Origin of the sequence: Pseudorhodoferax sp. Leaf267 (assembly GCF_001422405.1) — a bacterium.
Lineage (GTDB): Bacteria > Pseudomonadota > Gammaproteobacteria > Burkholderiales > Burkholderiaceae_C > Pseudorhodoferax.
On sequence record NZ_LMMV01000001.1, the window covers coordinates 1,144,210 to 1,161,029 of the forward strand.

The 16,820-nt window shown below is 68.8% G+C and carries 11 protein-coding genes; 7 read left to right on the forward strand and 4 right to left on the reverse strand.

Going from position 1 to position 16,820, the window contains the following annotated elements:
• Positions 1–5,051 precede the first annotated feature (5,051 nt).
• On the forward strand, positions 5,052–5,342 hold the full coding sequence (gene groES, locus ASF43_RS05100; protein ID WP_056178141.1) for a co-chaperone GroES: 291 nt from the start codon (positions 5,052–5,054) through the stop codon (positions 5,340–5,342).
• 47 nt (positions 5,343–5,389) lie between these two features.
• Positions 5,390–7,042, forward strand: coding sequence for a chaperonin GroEL (gene groL, locus ASF43_RS05105; protein ID WP_056177329.1), 1,653 nt, complete (start codon positions 5,390–5,392; stop codon positions 7,040–7,042).
• Between the two features lie 96 nt (positions 7,043–7,138).
• Here the strand turns inward: groL and ASF43_RS05110 are convergent, their stop codons facing one another.
• The 3 genes from ASF43_RS05110 to tal are packed head-to-tail and all read right to left on the reverse strand — an operon-like array spanning position 7,139 to position 10,352.
• Complete coding sequence (locus ASF43_RS05110) at positions 7,139–7,837, reverse strand: FHA domain-containing protein (RefSeq protein ID WP_056177331.1); 699 nt, start codon at positions 7,835–7,837, stop codon at positions 7,139–7,141.
• Between the two features lie 5 nt (positions 7,838–7,842).
• Complete coding sequence (pgi, locus tag ASF43_RS05115; protein WP_056177333.1) at positions 7,843–9,405, reverse strand: glucose-6-phosphate isomerase; 1,563 nt, start codon at positions 9,403–9,405, stop codon at positions 7,843–7,845.
• Positions 9,405–10,352: a transaldolase gene (gene tal / locus ASF43_RS05120; RefSeq protein ID WP_056177334.1), complete on the reverse strand. Its 948-nt coding sequence runs from the start codon at positions 10,350–10,352 to the stop codon at positions 9,405–9,407. The genes pgi and tal overlap by 1 nt, the downstream gene beginning before the upstream one ends.
• Before the next feature lie 157 nt (positions 10,353–10,509).
• Between tal and zwf the strand changes: the two genes are divergently transcribed.
• Positions 10,510–11,973 (forward strand): glucose-6-phosphate dehydrogenase, encoded by a 1,464-nt coding sequence (zwf, locus tag ASF43_RS05125; RefSeq protein ID WP_056177336.1) that lies wholly within the window; start codon positions 10,510–10,512, stop codon positions 11,971–11,973.
• On the forward strand, positions 11,973–12,821 hold the full coding sequence (locus ASF43_RS05130; protein ID WP_056177337.1) for a MurR/RpiR family transcriptional regulator: 849 nt from the start codon (positions 11,973–11,975) through the stop codon (positions 12,819–12,821). Before zwf ends, ASF43_RS05130 begins: the two co-directional genes overlap by 1 nt.
• Here ASF43_RS05130 and ASF43_RS05135 read toward each other — a convergent pair.
• Positions 12,812–13,750, reverse strand: coding sequence for a LysR family transcriptional regulator (locus tag ASF43_RS05135; RefSeq protein ID WP_056177339.1), 939 nt, complete (start codon positions 13,748–13,750; stop codon positions 12,812–12,814). The two genes, ASF43_RS05130 and ASF43_RS05135, sit on opposite strands and share 10 nt — an antisense overlap.
• 76 nt (positions 13,751–13,826) lie before the next feature.
• On the opposite strand from ASF43_RS05135, the gene ASF43_RS05140 reads away from it, so the two are divergent.
• The 3 genes from ASF43_RS05140 to ASF43_RS05150 are packed head-to-tail and all read left to right on the forward strand — an operon-like array spanning position 13,827 to position 16,811.
• The gene (locus ASF43_RS05140; RefSeq protein WP_056177341.1) at positions 13,827–14,495 is read left to right on the forward strand and encodes an RraA family protein; all 669 of its coding nucleotides are present in this window, start codon (positions 13,827–13,829) and stop codon (positions 14,493–14,495) included.
• Complete coding sequence (locus ASF43_RS05145; RefSeq protein WP_056177343.1) at positions 14,492–15,841, forward strand: amidase; 1,350 nt, start codon at positions 14,492–14,494, stop codon at positions 15,839–15,841. Before ASF43_RS05140 ends, ASF43_RS05145 begins: the two co-directional genes overlap by 4 nt.
• Positions 15,842–15,854: 13 nt before the next feature.
• Positions 15,855–16,811 carry a tripartite tricarboxylate transporter substrate binding protein gene (locus ASF43_RS05150; RefSeq protein ID WP_056177345.1) on the forward strand — a complete coding sequence of 319 codons (957 nt, stop codon included), beginning with the start codon at positions 15,855–15,857 and terminating at the stop codon, positions 16,809–16,811.
• Positions 16,812–16,820: the final 9 nt, after the last annotated feature.

Genomic DNA, 16,820 nt, shown 5'->3' on the forward strand with positions numbered 1-16,820 from the left:
GCTGCTGGCGGCGGTGTCCCTGCTCCTGATTTATGGTTTAGACGCTGCCATCGGTTGGAATGCATCGGAGTGGCTCCTATTCGAATTGGGCAAGTGGCCAGTCCTTGGAAGCTTGGCCAAGTGGACAGGCGATTCGAACTGGCATCCATTGTTCCTCTGGCTGGCTGGAGCTTTGATCGCCTGGCCCGTTGCCCGCCGTGCTGCATTCTTCGCCGAGGGCCGCCCCGACTCCGTCATCCTGCGTCCGCTGGAGTTTGCAGCGATAAACATGGCGCCGATGCCGTGGGTCGAAGCACCGCCACCGCCCTCGGAAGGGGGCGAAGACGCGACCAGAGGCCCGCATGGCTATCGCTCCTGGCATGATCAGCGCCGCGCGATGGAGCACTTGCTGCGGTGGGCCGAAAAGGGATCGGGGAACGGCATGTGGGGGCGGCTCTGGCCGCGCCGGCCCGACCAGCGGCGTCAGCCCAGCTGGCAACCGGTCGCCGTGGCATTGGTCACGGGCGTGAATGGTATCGGCAAGTCCTCGTTGGCCGCTGAACTCGGGCGCCGAATGCGGCAAGGGTGGCCGCCGCCCGAACACCCTGGAGGCACTGGCTGGCGCCTTGCAGTGGCGCGATGGCGGCGAGCAGCGTTGCCCGGCCTGGAGCGCTTGCCGGGAGACCCCTGGCACGTTGGCGCACTTCAACCCGCTGACGCACAGGTGCGTGAACAGCTCAAGTCCTGGGAACCCAGCCGCCCCACGTTGCTGGTGCTGGACGAGCCAGCCGCCAGTGCTCAAGAGGCTCTGGAGTTGCTGGAAGGACGGCGGATGGTGTTTTGGCACCCCGTGCGCGTGCTGGTGATCGACCAGCACTTCCCGTCGGAACTGTATGCCTTGTGGCCTAAGCCAGGCCGCCCGGCCCCGGCATTGCCGCTGGAGCACGGCGCGTCGCTTCAGCTGGGTGACCTTCGTTTCGACGGTACAGCGGTGCGTGCAATGTGGGGTGCGTTGAGCCAGCAGATGGAGGCCGCCAGTGGTGTTGCTGAGGCCGATTGGCAGCGCCGCCGCAGCAAGCTTTGGCCCAGCCACGCACCCGGCGTTGTAGCCCAGGTCGCCGACGGCAACCCGCTGAACGTAGCGCTGGCGCTGGCCGCACTGGCTAGCACAGACGCAGACCTCAGCCGCTGGGTCTCTGAGGCCCCCGTCGACGACCCCCAGGTGCCGGACGTCGAACGCGCATCGCCGACGCAGGCCCTGCAGTTCCGTGCGTTGCGCGAGCGCCTCCTGAATGAACGTGCTGCGGACCTGGCCGACGGCCATGCGCGATTGCTTCGTGATCGTGCACCGGGCATCGCCGAAGAATTGCACCGGCAGCTCGTGCTCGCCGCCTGGCTGGGCGGTACAACCTTGCCCGAAGCCATCGCGGCACGTTTGCCCGCCGGGCTGATCCGCGATCTCTTTCCCCACAATCCGCCTGTGGGCCCCACCCGGTGGCTGCCGCCTCCGCGACCGGCTGCGATTGCCCGCGCCTATGTGCGCCAGTGGCTGCAGGACTTTGACGACCAGGATACCGCGGCTCGAGAAATGGCTCGGTTGGCCTGGGCGCAGCAGCCCGAGCGAGCACTACGCACCGCGCTGGCGGCCGTCTCGCCCGATCCAAGGCTTGCCCTTGCGCTGCAGGCTGTGCCGAGAGAAGCGGCGTTTCGTTTGCCGTGGGCGCAGGGATGTGTCGGCGCGCTGCTCTATCGCTATGCGGAGCCGCCAGCACTGCAACCTGCACTAGCGGCGCTGGACAATGCCGAACACGAGGCACTTGCACGCTGGTTGCGGATGTGCCTCAGCGTCGCACGACCGCAGCCGATCGCGGACCCTAGTGCGGCTTTACAGGTGATGCTGGTGGTGGATGCGCAGACGCTACGGCGCGGCATGACTCTGTGTTGGGACGACACTTTGGCAGCCCACAAATACTGGGCGCAGGCTGTCGGCCCGCGGGCCCACGCACGTCGGTCCGTGCGGCGTGCGCTCGCAACGGCCGTTGGGCAGTTTTTGTCGTCGTGGCTGGCGTGCGCCAGTACAAGTGATTTCGACCACGATGGGTGCAGACAGTGGGCTGAGGAGCTTTTGCCCTTTGCCGAGGGCCGCGACGCTGCGCGCGTAGCCTGGCGGGTTCTGAGGAAGACCGCTCACGGGCCCGTTTTGGGACCAGCCGTGCAGACGGATTGCTCTGCAAGAACCCTGGCTCGAGCACGACATGTCGCCTTTCTGGCTGCTGTTGGCGCGAAGTTGGGTGGCCAGCGCGGGCTGGTGGTGGCGCAGTCGCATGCCTTGGAAGTCGATGGCATCGCCATCGTGGAGCCGGGCCTCACGGATGCTGACTTCCAAGAGTCGCGCGCCCAGGCCTGGCGCTGCGCCGCCGACGCCGCCTGCCTACTCGGTGGCGATCGCGCCCTGGCCGAGACGCTGCGCCTGGCTGCCACCGTGGAGCAGATCGCCACCGCGCAGCCGGACTTTGCGGCCCATGCAGGCATCCAAGAGGAGCGCGCCCAGGCCTGGCGCTACGCCGCCTACGCCGCCGGCCAACTCGGCGGCGAGCGCGCCCTGGCCGAGGCGCTGCGCCTGGCTGCCACCGTGGAACAGATCGCCACCGCGCAGCCGGACTTTGCGACCCATGCAGGCATCCAAAAGGAGCGCGCCCAGGCCTGGCGCTACGCCGCCTACGCCGCCGGCCTACTCGGCGGCGAGCGCGCCCTGGCCGAGGTGCTGCTCTTGGTCGCCACCGTGGAGCAGATCGCCACCGCGCAGCCGGACGTTGCGGCCCATGCACGCATCCAAGACGAGCGCGTCCAGGCCTGGGGCTACGCCGCCTACGCCGCCAGCCAACTCGGCGGCGATCGCGCCCTGGCCGAGACGCTGCGCCTGGCAGCCACCGTGGAGCAGATCGCCACCGCGCAGCCGGACTTTGAGGCACATGCACGCATCCAAGCGGAGCGCGCCCAGGCCTGGCGTTGCGCCGCCGACGCCGCCTGCCTACTCGGTGGCGATCGCGCCCTGGCCGAGGCGCTGCGTCTGGCGGCCACCGTGGAGCAGATCGCCACGGCGCAGCCGGACTTTGCGGCCCATGCACGCATCCAAGAGGAGCGCGCCCTGGCCTTGGGCTGCGCCGTCCACGCCGCCAGCCGACTCGGCGGCGAAAGCGCCCTGGCCGAGGCGCTGCGCCTGGCGGCCACCGTGGAGCAGATCGCCACCGCGCAGCCGGACTTTGCGGCCCATGCAGGCATCCAAGCGGCGCGTGCCCANCTGGCCGAGGCGCTGCGCCTGGCGGCCACCGTGGAGCAGATCGCCACCGCGCAGCCGGACTTTGCGGCCCATGCAGGCATCCAAGCGGCGCGTGCCCACGCCTGGCGCTACGCCGCCTACGCCGCCGGCCAACTCGGCGGTGAGCGCGCCCTGGCCGAGGCGCTGCGCCTGGCGGCCACCGTGGAGCAGATTGCCACCGCGCAGCCGGACTTTGCGGCCCATGCAGGCATCCAAGGGGGCCGCGTCCAGGCTTGGCGCTACGCCGCCTACGCCGCCTGCCGACTCGGCGGCGAGCGCGCCCTGGCCGAGGTGCTGCGCTTGGTCGCCACCGTGGAGCAGATCGCCATCGCGCACCCGGACTTTGCGGCCCATGCAGGCATCCAAGAGGAGCGCGTCCAGGCCTGGGGCTACGCCGTCTACGCCGCCAGCCAACTCGGCGGCGATCGCGCCCTGGCCGAGACGCTGCGCCTGGCTGCCATCGTGGAGCAGATCTCCACCGCGCAACCGGACTTTGCGGCCCATGCACGCATCCAAGAGGAGCGCGCCCTGGCCTTGGGCTGCGCCGTCGACGCCGCCAGCCGACTCGGCGGCGAGCGCGCCCTGGCCGAGGCGCTGCGCCTGGCGGCCACCGTGGAGCAGATCGCCACCGCGCAGCCGGACTTTGCGGCCCATGCAGGCATCCAAGCGGCGCGTGCCCACGCCTGGCGCTACGCCGCCTACGCCGCCGGCCAACTCGGCGGCGAGNCCTGGCCGAGGCGCTGCGCCTGGCGGCCACCGTGGAGCAGATCGCCACCGCGCAGCCGGACTTTGCGGCCCATGCAGGCATCCAAGCGGCGCGTGCCCAGGCCTGGGCCAAAGTGGCGTGGGCCGGGCATCTATGGCGCACCGATAGTGGGCAGGCAAGCTTGCTGGAGGCGGCGCAAAAGGTGCGCGCCATTGCCACCCAAGCCGGCTGGTCCAGCCATGACAAAATTCAGCACGAGTGGCGGTACGTTCAGTCATGTTTGCGTGAAGACGGGCTGCGCTGGTTGTGAGCCAGGCGAGTTCCACTGCTCCGCGCCTCACCAAATCTTCTCGCCTTCAGCCCTTCAACGACCGGGCAGACCACCGCATGTCCGTCAAGGTCGCCACGGCGGCTGGAAGCGGCCACTCGTCTATGTCCGCTCCTGGCCGATTTCGGGTACCGAGGATGTCATCGAATCCGCCCCGCGCCGGCGGAGCAAGGCCATACCATGGCAAGGTCCAAGAGGAGCGACGCGCTCCCGCAGTCCGTATGTGCGCTGCTGCACGCCCTGGCAAATGGCACCTTGGCTCAACGTTCCCGCCGGGCCGCTAGTGCTGCTTTCCGTGGCCGCGAAGGTGCCACGGGAGTGCCTGGGCGTTCATGGATGGCGGCACGCGCCGACCAGATGCATGTGCCATGCCTGCGCGGATCGGCGATCTATGGCCTGACTGAGTGCTGGGCGAAGTCTCAGCGGCCGCGTGACCATAGGCCCGACGCCCTGATCCGAAGGCTTCGACCGCGAAAAGTCAGCGAACACCAACACAACTGCCGAAAGTTCAATGGCGCGTTTACGAAAGTACAGTGTCGTTCCGCAGCAGCTGTAACACCCCCCGTTTTACGGATGACCACCTTGAAATGTCACGATTAGCCCGTATCATTAGCACTCGCTGGAGTTGAGTGCTAACAACACCGTTCCACGTTTTCGTGGCGTCGGCCTTTGATGCCGGCGCCAAGCCAAGCCCCTGTTTATCCCTTTAGGAGATGCAATTGAAACTTCGTCCTTTGGCCGATCGCGTGATCGTCAAGCGCGTTGAAAGCGAAACCAAGACCGCTTCCGGCATCGTCATCCCCGACAACGCTGCTGAAAAGCCCGACCAGGGCGAAGTCCTGGCCGTTGGCCCGGGCAAGCAAGACGAAGACGGCAAGCGCATTGCCCTGTCCGTCAAGGTCGGCGACCGCGTGTTGTTCGGCAAGTACTCGGGCCAGACCGTCAAGGTCGAAGGCGACGAACTGCTGGTGATGAAGGAAGACGACCTGTTCGCAGTCGTCGAGAAGTAATTTCTCGCCTTTCATCCTCTCATTGAACCGAATCCGGAGAATTACTCATGGCAGCTAAAGACGTCATTTTCGGCGGCGAAGCCCGCGCACGCATGGTCGAAGGCGTGAACATCCTGGCCAACGCGGTCAAGGTCACCCTGGGCCCCAAGGGTCGCAACGTGGTGCTCGAGCGCTCGTTCGGCGCCCCCACCGTGACCAAGGACGGTGTGTCCGTGGCCAAGGAAATCGAACTGAAGGACAAGCTTCAGAACATGGGCGCGCAGATGGTCAAGGAAGTCGCTTCCAAGACCTCTGACAACGCTGGCGACGGCACCACCACCGCCACCGTGCTGGCCCAGGCCATCGTGCGCGAAGGCATGAAGTACGTGGCCGCCGGCATGAACCCGATGGACCTGAAGCGCGGCATCGACAAGGCAGTCACCGCCCTGGTCGCCCAGCTGAAGGCAGCCTCCAAGGCCACCACCACCTCCAAGGAAATCGCGCAAGTCGGCTCCATCTCGGCCAACAGCGACGAATCCATCGGCAAGATCATTGCTGACGCGATGGACAAGGTCGGCAAGGAAGGCGTCATCACCGTCGAAGACGGCAAGTCGCTGGACAACGAGCTCGAAGTCGTCGAAGGCATGCAGTTCGACCGCGGCTACCTGTCGCCCTACTTCATCAACAACCCGGAAAAGCAAGCCGCGTTGCTGGACAACCCCTTCGTGCTGCTGTTCGACAAGAAGATCAGCAACATCCGCGAACTGCTGCCCACGCTGGAAGCCGTCGCCAAGGCTGGCCGTCCGCTGTTGATCATTGCCGAAGAAGTCGAGGGCGAAGCCCTGGCGACCCTGGTCGTGAACACCATCCGCGGCATCCTGAAGGTCGTGGCCGTCAAGGCACCTGGCTTCGGCGACCGCCGCAAGGCCATGCTGGAAGACATCGCCATCCTGACGGGCGGCAAGGTCATCGCTGAAGAAGTGGGCCTGACGCTGGAGAAAGTGACGCTGGCCGACCTGGGCCAGGCCAAGCGCATCGAAGTGGGCAAGGAAAACACCACCATCATCGATGGCGCCGGTGCCGCTGCCGACATCGAAGCGCGCGTCAAGCAAGTGCGCGTGCAGATCGAAGAAGCGACCAGCGACTACGACCGTGAAAAGCTGCAAGAGCGCGTGGCCAAGCTGGCTGGCGGTGTGGCTCTGATCAAGGTCGGCGCTGCCACCGAAGTCGAGATGAAGGAAAAGAAGGCCCGTGTCGAAGACGCGCTGCACGCCACGCGTGCCGCCGTCGAAGAAGGCATCGTGGCTGGTGGCGGCGTCGCGCTGCTGCGCGCCAAGCAAGCCGCTGGCGAGATCAAGGGCGACAACGCCGACCAGGACGCCGGCATCAAGCTGGTGCTCAAGGCCATCGAAGCGCCCCTGCGCGAGATCGTCTACAACGCCGGTGGCGAAGCCTCCGTGGTCGTGAACGCTGTGTTGGCCGGCAAGGGCAACCATGGCTTCAATGCCGCCAACGACACCTATGGCGACATGATCGAAATGGGTATCCTGGACCCGACCAAGGTGACGCGCACCGCGCTGCAGAACGCTGCTTCCGTCGCCTCGCTGATGCTGACGACCGAAGCCATGATCGCCGAAGCCCCGAAGGACGACGCTCCTGCCGGCGGCGGCATGCCGGGTGGCATGGGCGGCATGGGTGGCATGGGCGACATGGGCATGTAATGCCCCTTCGCCTGGCTGCCAGGCCAAGCACGAAAGCCCCGCGGCTGCGAAGCCGCGGGGCTTTTTCTTTGGCCGCGCGCACGGCGCAGGCGCTGCTCAGCGCTTGGGCTGCGTGGTGCCCGCGGCAGAGGCCGCTGCCGCCAGGCAGGCCTTCAGGAACGCGTCTTCGAAATTGCTGAACCAGGCCTGCTGCACCGCAGGCGAGCAGTGCGCCATCCAGGTGCGCATGGTGTCGTTCATGGCCTGGCGCATCAGCGCGCCGGCCTGCTCGGCCGAGGGTGGCACGGACGTGGGTGGCACCTCGCAGCCCATGCCGTGCAGCAGGCTCTGCAGCCAGCCCTGCTCGGTGCCCGCGAGCTTGGCACCAGCCGAATCGTGGAACATGGCGAAGTCGGAGGCCCAGGCCGCGCGCAGCGGCAGGCCGGTCATGTCGTCGAACAGGGCTTCGTCACCCTGCCCCGGCGCCAGCGTGACGGGCTCGGCATCGGCGTCGACCGCCTGCACACGCAGCGTGAAGCTGCCGATGCGCACCGTGTCGCCCGACGCCAGGGTCGCGGCCTCGGCCGTGGACAGCACGGTGTTGTTGCAGCCCACGGGATTGATGCCCATGTTGACCAGCAGGAACGCGCCGCCACGCCACTCGACGCGCGCATGCAGGCGCGAGACCGAGCGTTCGGCGTCCGACAGCACCAGCGTGTTGTTCTCCGCGCGGCCGATGGTGCCGCCCTTGGGGCCGAACACGGCGCTGGCACCGGGGCCATGGGGCTGCTCGATGCGGATCTGCAGGTGCTGCATGGCGTTCAGCCCCGCAGCCGCTGCAGCAAGCCGGCCGTGGAAGCGTCCAGCCCGCTCGCGTCGCCGCTGGCCAGGCGCGGCTCGATGTCCTTGGCCAGCACCTTGCCCAGCTCCACGCCCCACTGGTCGAAACTGTTGATGCCCCAGACCGAGCCGCTCACGAACACGCGGTGTTCCTGCAGCGCGATCAGCGCGCCCAGGCTGCGCGGCGTGAGCGCCTGCAGCAGTAAGAAGGTGCTGGGACGGTTGCCCGGGAAGTCGCGGTGACCGCCGGCATCGGCCTTGCCCTGCATCAGCGCCTGGGCCTGGGCCAGCACATTGGCCAGCAGTGCGGACTGGTGGCCGGGCAGGTCGTGTGCGGCCTCGCGCACGGCGATGAACTCCACGGGCACGACGTCGCTGCCCTGGTGCAGCATCTGGAAGTAGGCATGCTGGCCGTTGGTGCCCGGCTCGCCCCACAGCACGGGCGAGGTGCCGTACGGCAGGGCCGCGCCATGGCGGTCCACGCGCTTGCCGTTGCTCTCCATCTCCAGCTGCTGCAGATAGGCCGGAAGGCGCGCCAGCGCGCTGTGGTAGGGCGCGATGCTGCGGCTGGTGTAGCCCAGGAAGTTGCGGTACCAGACGTCGAGCAGGCCGAGCCGCACGGGCAGGTTGGCCGCAAGCGGCGCGCTGCTGAAGTGCTCGTCCATGGCGTGCGCACCGGCCAGGAACTCACGGAAGCGCTCGGCGCCGATGGCGATCGCGATCGGCAGGCCGATGGCCGACCACAGCGAGTAGCGGCCGCCCACCCAGTCCCAGAAGCCGAAGATGTTGCTGATGCCGAAGGCGCGCGCCGCCTCGACATTGGTGGACAGCGCCGCGAAATGCCGCGCCACGTCGCTGCCGCCGTTCTGCCGGAACCAGGCCAGCGCGGAGCGCGCATTGGCCATGGTCTCCGCCGTGGTGAAGGTCTTGGAGGCGACCAGGAACAGCGTGCTCTCGGGCTTCAGCCGGCGCAGCACGGAGGCCATCTCGTGGCCGTCGACATTGCTGACGAAGTGCAGGCGCCGCCCCGGCGCGGCGAAGGCATCGAGCGCGCGCACCACCATCTGCGGCCCCAGGTCGGAGCCGCCGATGCCGATGTTCACGACGTCGGTGATGGCCGCATCGGAGCGCACCTGATCGGCGTAGGCCAGCATCGCGTCCAGTGTGCCGTGGACCTCGGCCAGCGCCGCGTCCCAGGCCGCGTCGGCTTGCGGCGCGCCGGCCGGTGCGCGCAGCAGCGTGTGCAGGACGGCGCGCTGCTCGGTGTTGTTGATGGGCTGGCCGGCGAACATGGCGTCGCGGTGGGCCTCGACGCCGCACTCGCGTGCCAGCGCGAACAGCAGGTCCTCGGTCGGCGCGTCGATGCAGCTCTTCGACAGGTCGGCGAACAGCTCGGGCGCCTCCTGGCCGAAGCGCGCCGTGCGCTGCGCATCGGCGGCGAACGCGGCGCGCACATCGAAGCCCTTGGCCCAGGCCTGGCTCTGCGCGCGGAGCTGGCCCCAGGCGGGCAACTGGTCGCAGCGGGGGCGGTTTTCCCAGTCCATCAGACAGCCTGCATCAGTTGTTCGAGCTTGACGGCATCGGCCGCGAAAGCCCGGATGCCCTCGGCCAGCTTCTCGGTGGCCATGGCGTCCTCGTTCAGGGCGTAGCGAAAGCCCGCCTCGTCGTACTGCACGGGTTGCAGGCTGAGCTCGCGCGCGGCAGCGGCGTCCAGCGCGCGCGGCAGCGGCGCCTCGCTGGCGGCCAGCTGGGCCAGCAGGTCGGGGCTGATGGTCAGCAGGTCGCAACCTGCCAGCGCCGTGATCTGGCCCACGTTGCGAAAGCTCGCGCCCATCACCTCCGTCTTGATGCCAAAGCGCTTGTAGTACTCGAAGATCTGGCGCACCGAGCGCACGCCGGGGTCGTTGGCGCCCGACTGCGCCGCCTCGTCCCAGGTGGCGCCGGCGGACTTCTTGTACCAGTCGTAGATGCGGCCGACGAAGGGCGAGATCAGCTGCACCTTGGCCGTGCCGCAGGCCACCGCCTGGCAGAACGAGAACAGCAGCGTGAGGTTGGTGTGGATGCCGCGGCGCTCCAGCTGCGCGGCCGCCTGGATGCCTTCCCACGTGGACGCGACCTTGATCAGCACGCGGTCGCTGGCGATGCCCTCGGCCTCGTAGAGCGCGATGATGCGTTCGCCGCGCGAGACCGTGGCCTGCGTGTCGAAGGACAGCCGGGCATCGACCTCGGTGGAGACGCGGCCCGGGATGATGGACAGGATCTCGCGGCCGAAGCGCACCAGCAGCCGGTCCATCACCTCGTCCAGCGGCTTGCCGCGAAACCGCGTCACGGTCTCCTGCAGCAGCGGCGCATAGTCGGGCCGCTGCACGGCCTTGAGGATCAGCGACGGGTTGGTCGTGGCGTCCGTCGGCTTGAAAGCGTCGAGCTGCTTGAAGTCGCCGGTGTCAGCAACGACGGTGGTGTGGGCCTTCAAGGCATCGAGTTGGTTCATGGCAGGTGGCGTGGCAATTGCAGGGGTGGTGGTGGGGAGGATACGGCAAGCCAGTGCGGTGCCAGGGGCACGGAAACAGCTTGTTGCGCGGACCCTAGTATGCCCGGCCATGAAACTAAGTTACAGTCCCATGCACCCAAATGTTCCAAAAAAAGCCATGAGTTTTGACCTCGTCCTTTTTGGCGGCACTGGCGATCTGGCCTGGCGCAAGCTGATGCCGGCGCTGTTCCAGTCCTTCCGCCACGGCACGCTGCCACCCGGTGGCCGCATCATCGGTGTGGGTCGCGACGACCTCTCCGACGACCAGTACCGCGAACTGATCCAGGCGCGATTCGACGCGGTGGAAGGCGCCAAGCGGCCCTCCCCCGAGGAGTTCAAGGCCTTCGCCTCGCTGTTGTACTTCCTGCGCATGGACCTGTCCCAGCCGCCGGACTACGCTCGGCTGGCGGCCATGCTGAACGCGCGCAATGCAGAGTCCGTCGTGATGTACCTGGCCACGGCGCCGGCCCTGTTCACCAACGTGGTCGAGCAGGTCGCCGCCGCCGGGCTGAACGGCCCGCGCACGCGCATGGTGCTGGAAAAGCCACTGGGCCACGATCTGGCCTCCAACCGCGCGATCAACCAGGCCGTGGCCAAGGTGCTGGACGAGAACCAGGTATTCCGGATCGACCACTACCTGGGCAAGCCCTCGGTGCAGAACCTGTTCGCGATGCGCTTCGGCAATGCGCTGTTCGAGCCGATCTGGCGCCGCGAGTACATCGCCAACATCCAGATCACGATCGCCGAGGATCTGGGCGTGGAGAAGCGCGGCGCCTTCTACGACCAGACCGGCGCCATGCGCGACATGGTGCAGAACCATGCGCTGCAACTGGTCTGCGCCATCGCCATGGAGCCGCCGATCAACTCGCATGCGGACGCGATCCGCGACGAGAAGCTGAAGGTGCTGCGCTCGCTCAAGCGCTGGAACGAGGAGACGCTGGGCCTGCACACGGTGCGCGGCCAATACGTGGCCGGCACGGCCTACGGCGAGCGCGTGCCGGGCTACCTGGACGAGCCCGGCGTGGACCCGGACAGCCGCACCGAGACCTTCGTCGCGCTGCGCACCGAGGTGGAGAACTGGCGCTGGGCCGGCGTGCCGTTCTACATCCGCACCGGCAAGCGACTGTCCTCGCGCGATGCGCGCATCGAGGTCAACTTCAAGCCCACGCCGCACGCCATCTACCAGACGCCGACCGGTGCCTTCAACAAGCTGGTCATCAACCTGCAACCCAGGGACGGGCTGGAGCTGCACCTGATGGCCCAGGCCCAGGGCAGCCGCAAGCGCGCCGGCAGCGCGCAGCAGCTGGCGCCGGTGCAGCTGGACCTGGACTTCGACAAGCGCTTCGGCACCGAGCGCGTGGGCGCCTACGAACGGCTGCTGCTCGACGTGCTGGATGGCCGGCTGAACCTGTTCGTGCGCAGCGACGAGCAGGAAGCCGCCTGGCGTTGGGTCGAGCCCATCCTGGACTTCTGGAAGCAGGACCCACGCCCGCCGCGCCCGTACGCGGCCGGCACCTGGGGCCCGAGCGCGTCCAGCGCCATGATTGCGCGTGACGCGTTTTACTGGAGCGAAGAGGCCTGATGCTGGACCGCATCCGCGCCTGCCTGCCTTCGCTGGCTCCCGCCGAGCAACGCGTGGGCAAGCTGGTGCTGGCCGACCCGCGGCGCTTCGCCTCTCTGCCCGTGGTCGAGCTCGCCGAGCTGGCCCACGTCAGCAAGCCGACGGTGGTGCGCTTTTGCCGCAGCGTGGGCTACGACGGGCTGGCGGACTTCAAGCTCAAGCTGGCCGGCAGCGTGAGCGAGGGCGTGCCCTTCATCCACCGCGCGGTGGACATGGACGACAAGACCAGCGACGTGATGGTCAAGGTCATCGACAACACGGTGGCCGCGTTCCTGAAGTACCGCAACGACGCCAGCGTCTCGGCCATCGAGAAGGCCGCGACCGCGCTGGCTGCCACCTACGAGACCGGCCGGCACATCGAGTTTTACGGCGCCGGCAATTCCGGCATCGTGGCGCAGGACGCGCAGCACAAGTTCTTCCGCCTGGGCGTGAACGCGATCAGCTACAGCGACGGCCACATGCAGGTCATGAGCGCCTCGATGCTGCGACCGGGCGACTGCGTGGTGGTGATCTCCAACTCGGGCCGCACGCGCGACCTGATGGACGCCTGCGACATCGCGCGGCGCAACGGCGCGACCACCATCGTCATCACGGCCAGCGGCTCGCCCCTCGCCACGGCCGGCGAGATCCATGTCGCGGCCGACCACCCCGAGGGCTACGACCGCTACAGCCCCATGGTGTCGCGGCTGCTGCACCTGATGGTGATCGACATCCTGGCCACCTGCGTGGCGCTGCGCATCGGCGGCGCGCGCCTGCAGCCGCTGCTGCAGGACATGAAGGACAACCTGCGCAGCAAGCGCTACACCTGAGCATCCACCGCGCAGAAGAAGCCGGCCTGGCGCAGGTTGCGCAGCGCGATCTCCAGGATGCGCGCCATGGTCTCGCTGCGGTGGTGCGCCAGGTGCGAGAAGTAGTAGGGCACGTGCGGCATCGCCGGCCTGGCGCGCAGCACCTGCAGAGCCTTGTCGGCCACCAGGCGCCGCGTGACCGATGCCGGCAGCACTGCGATCGCATGGCCCGAGGCGACCAGCGCCACCATCAGCGCCAGTGAATTGCAGCTGCTGTATTCCTCGAACGCGATGCCGTCGGACGCGAGCCAGCGCGAGGCCGACACGTGCAGCGTCGAGGGCGGCGCATTGCAGACGATGCGGTGGTTCAGCGCATGGGCCGGCAGGAATTCGCCCTCGGGCAGCAGCAGGTCGTGTGCCGCCACCCAATGGTGCTCGGTCAGGCCGATGAACTGGCTGGTCACGTCGGGCTGCTGGCTCTGGCCGGTGTGCAGCGCGATGTCCAGCTCGTGCTGCTCGATCTTGTGCAGCAGGTGCGCGCCGCCGCCCACCGTCAGGTCCACGCGCAGCGCGGGGTAGCTGTCCTTGATGTCCTTGAGGATCTGCGGCATGCCGACGCTGGCGCACGACTCGTCCACCCCCAGGCGCACCAGGCCGGTGATGGTGCTGCGCAGATCCAGCCGCGCCATGTCCTGCGCCGAGGCCAGCACGCGCTCGGCGTAGACCAGCACGTTGCGGCCCAGCTCGGTGACCGACAGGCGCTGGCTCTGGCGCTCGAACAGCTGCATGCCCAGCTCCTGCTCCAGGTCGCGGATGCGGTGCGAGATGGCGGGCTGCGTCAGGTGCAGCTGGCGCGCGGCCGCATGCACTGTGCCCAGGCGTGCGGTCCAGACGAATGCTTCGAGTTGGTGCAGCGTGAAACGCGCTGATAAAGAACGTGTATCAACCATGCGCAGAATTGATCAATAGCCGGGCCGGGAAGGGCTGCCTACGATGGCCAGCCATGACACAGGCACGATATCCCAGATGATCGGCATCGCACTCGGCGCGCTGCCGCCCCCTTGCACCCCATCCCTGCTTGCGCTGCTGCGCCAGGCCGAGCCGGCCACCATCGGCCACTTTCACGAACGCGGTTTCCTGCATGGCGGCATCCGCGCCATGGCGGGCGTGACGCGCAGCGTGGGCACGGCCGTGACGGTGCGCTGCGAAGGCATGGACGGCTCCATCCTGCACCACGCGCTGGGCCAGCTGCGTGCCGGCGACTTCCTGTTCGTCGACCGCGCCGGCGACCAGGTCGTGGCCTGCATCGGCGGCGCCAGCGTGCTGGCCGCGCAGCTGCGCGGCGCGGCCGGCATCGTGGTCGACGGCTGCGTGACCGACATCGACGAGCTGCGCGCGCTGGGCCTGCCGGTGTGGGCGCGCGGCCTGGCCGCCCGCACCACGCGCGCCGGCGGCCAGGCCGGCAGCTTCTGCCAGCCCGTGGACTGCGGCGGCGTGCGCGTGCACCCCGGCGATGCCGTGCTGGCCGACGAGAACGGCGTGCTGGTCATGGCCCCGGCCGAAGCCCGGGCGCTGGCCGAGCGCGCCATCGCGCTGCAGCAGGCCGAGCACCAGACGCTGGCGCGGCTGCGCGCAGGCGAGACCTACCCCCACATCCTGAACACGCGGCTCGCCGCCGCAGAAAGCCTGACATGAGCACCTCTACCCTGCCCCCACCCTTTGCGCCCATCGCCGAGCTGGCAAAGGCGCTGCGCATCGGCACGCTGACCTCGGTCGCGTTGACGCAGGACTGCCTGCAACGCATCGCGGCCCACGACGCGCAGTGCCACAGCTTCATCGCGGTCTACGCAGACGAGGCCCTGGCCGCCGCCGCCCGCGCCGACCAGGCGCTGCGCGCCGGCCAGGACCGCGGGCTGCTGCACGGCATCCCGGTGGCGCTCAAGGACCTGGTGGACGTCGAGGGCAGGCCGACGACGGCCGGCTCGCCGCTGCTGGCGGACAACATCGCGCGGCGAGACGCGGCCATCGTGCGCCGCATCGCCGAGGCCGGCGGCATCGTCATCGGCAAGACGCACCTGGTGCAGTTCGCGCTGGGCGCCTGGGGCACCAACCCGCACATGGGCACGCCGCGCAACCCGGCCGGCCGCGCCAGCGACACGCTGGCGCCCGGCGGCTCCAGCAGCGGGTCGGCGGTCGCCGTGGCGGCCCATCTCGTGCCCTGGGCCGTGGGCTCGGACACGGGGGGCTCGGTGCGCGTGCCGGCCGCGTTCTGCGGCATCGTCGGCTTCAAGCCCACCATCGACGCACTGCCGCGCGGCGGCGTCTACCCGCTCAGCGACACGCTGGACAGCCTGGGCCTGCTGGTCTCCTCGGTTGAGGATGCGCGCACCTGCTTCGAGGCGCTGGCCGGCAAGCCCGCGGCCGCGGCCGCACCCGGCAGGCGCATTGGCGTGCTGGAGCCGGAAGAACTTGCGACGCTCGCCCCCGCGCTGGCGCAATGCCTGGCCAGCAACCTGCTTCGGCTGGAGCAGGCCGGCTGGACCCTGGTGCCATTCCGCTTCCCCGCGCCGCTGGTCGCGTTCAAGGAGCCGACCAACGCCATCCAGATCGCCGAGGGTGCCTGGGTGAACGACCGCTTCCTGGACGACCCGGACGCGCCGATCGACCCCGCCGTGCGGCCGCGCCTGGTCGCCGCGCGCGCGACGACAGCCGTGCAGTACCTGCAGGCCCGGGCCACGGCGGCGCAATGGCAGCAGCAATTCGCGGCCGAGATGGACCGGCTGGGCCTGGCCGCCATCGCCATGCCGGTGACTGCGGTGACCGCGCCGCGGCTGCAGGACATCGACCACGGCACGGCGCCTGTGCAGTTCACGCGGCCCATCAACCTGCTGGCGCTGTGCGGCATCTCGCTGCCCGCCGGGCTGGACGACGACGAGCGCCCGATCGGCCTGCAGCTGGTCGGCCGTGCCGGTGCGGACCACGCGCTGCTGGCGCTCGCGCACGATGCCGCGGCGGCACTGGCCGCCTCGCCTTCCCTCTGACCGGAGCACTGCCATGCTGCACAGACTGATCGCCATGGGGATGGCGCTGGCCGCCTCCTGCGCCCTGGCCCAGGGCTACCCGGACAAGCCGGTGCGCCTGGTCGTGCCGTTCCCGCCCGGCGGCAGCGTGGACCTGGTCGCGCGCCTGGTCGGCAAGAGCCTGCAGGACGCGCTGCAACAGCCCTTCGTCGTCGACAACAAGCCGGGCGCGTCCGGCAACATCGGCGCGGCCTACGTCGCCAAGGCTCCGGCGGACGGCTACACGCTGCTGGTCGGCAGCGCGGGCGTGTTCGCGGCCAACCAGTTCCTCTACGCGAACCCGCCGCTCGATCCCTTGACGGCCTTCGCGCCCATCATGCGCATCGTGGACCAGCCCAACATCCTGGTCGTGGGCAATGCGTCGCCCGCGCGCACGGTGCGTGAGCTGATCGCGCTGGCCAAGGCGCAGCCCGGCAAGATCACCTTCGGCACGGCCAGCGTGGGCTCGGCCCAGCATTTCTCGACCGAGATCTTCATGCAGCAGGCCGGCATCGAACTGCTGCACGTGCCCTACAAGGGCGGCGCTCCCGCGCTCGTGGACCTGATGGGCGGGCAGATCGACATGCTGTTCGACACCTCGCCAACGGCACTGCCCTATGCGAAGAGCGGCAAGCTGCGCGCGCTGGCCATCACGAGCCGGCAGCGCTCGCCGCTGCTGCCCGATGTGCCGACCATGCGCGAGGCCGGCCTGCCGGACTTCGAGGTCATGACCTGGACCGGCATCGCCGCGCCGGCCGGCACGCCGCCGGCCGTGGTCGAGAAGCTCAATGCCGCCATCAAGGCTGCGCTGCAGGGCCCGCTGCGCAGGCAGCTCGAAGAGACCTCGCTGATTCCGGTCGGCGATTCGCCGCAGGCCTTCGGCGCGTTCATGCGCCAGGACGCGGAGCACTACGCACGCCTGGTGCGGTCCGCACACATCACGCCGCAGTAGCGGCCCCTT

Bases quoted from the DNA above. Each gene is read 5' to 3' on its own strand.
- groL (WP_056177329.1), top strand. From the start codon at position 5,390: ATGGCAGCTAAAGACGTCATTTTCGGCGGCGAAGCCCGCGCACGCATG.
- ASF43_RS05110 (WP_056177331.1), bottom strand. From the start codon at position 7,837: ATGCAGCACCTGCAGATCCGCATCGAGCAGCCCCATGGCCCCGGTGCC.
- pgi (WP_056177333.1), bottom strand. From the start codon at position 9,405: ATGGACTGGGAAAACCGCCCCCGCTGCGACCAGTTGCCCGCCTGGGGC.
- tal (WP_056177334.1), bottom strand. From the start codon at position 10,352: ATGAACCAACTCGATGCCTTGAAGGCCCACACCACCGTCGTTGCTGAC.
- zwf (WP_056177336.1), top strand. From the start codon at position 10,510: ATGAGTTTTGACCTCGTCCTTTTTGGCGGCACTGGCGATCTGGCCTGG.
- ASF43_RS05130 (WP_056177337.1), top strand. From the start codon at position 11,973: ATGCTGGACCGCATCCGCGCCTGCCTGCCTTCGCTGGCTCCCGCCGAG.
- ASF43_RS05135 (WP_056177339.1), bottom strand. From the start codon at position 13,750: ATGGTTGATACACGTTCTTTATCAGCGCGTTTCACGCTGCACCAACTC.
- ASF43_RS05140 (WP_056177341.1), top strand. From the start codon at position 13,827: ATGATCGGCATCGCACTCGGCGCGCTGCCGCCCCCTTGCACCCCATCC.
- ASF43_RS05145 (WP_056177343.1), top strand. From the start codon at position 14,492: ATGAGCACCTCTACCCTGCCCCCACCCTTTGCGCCCATCGCCGAGCTG.
- ASF43_RS05150 (WP_056177345.1), top strand. From the start codon at position 15,855: ATGCTGCACAGACTGATCGCCATGGGGATGGCGCTGGCCGCCTCCTGC.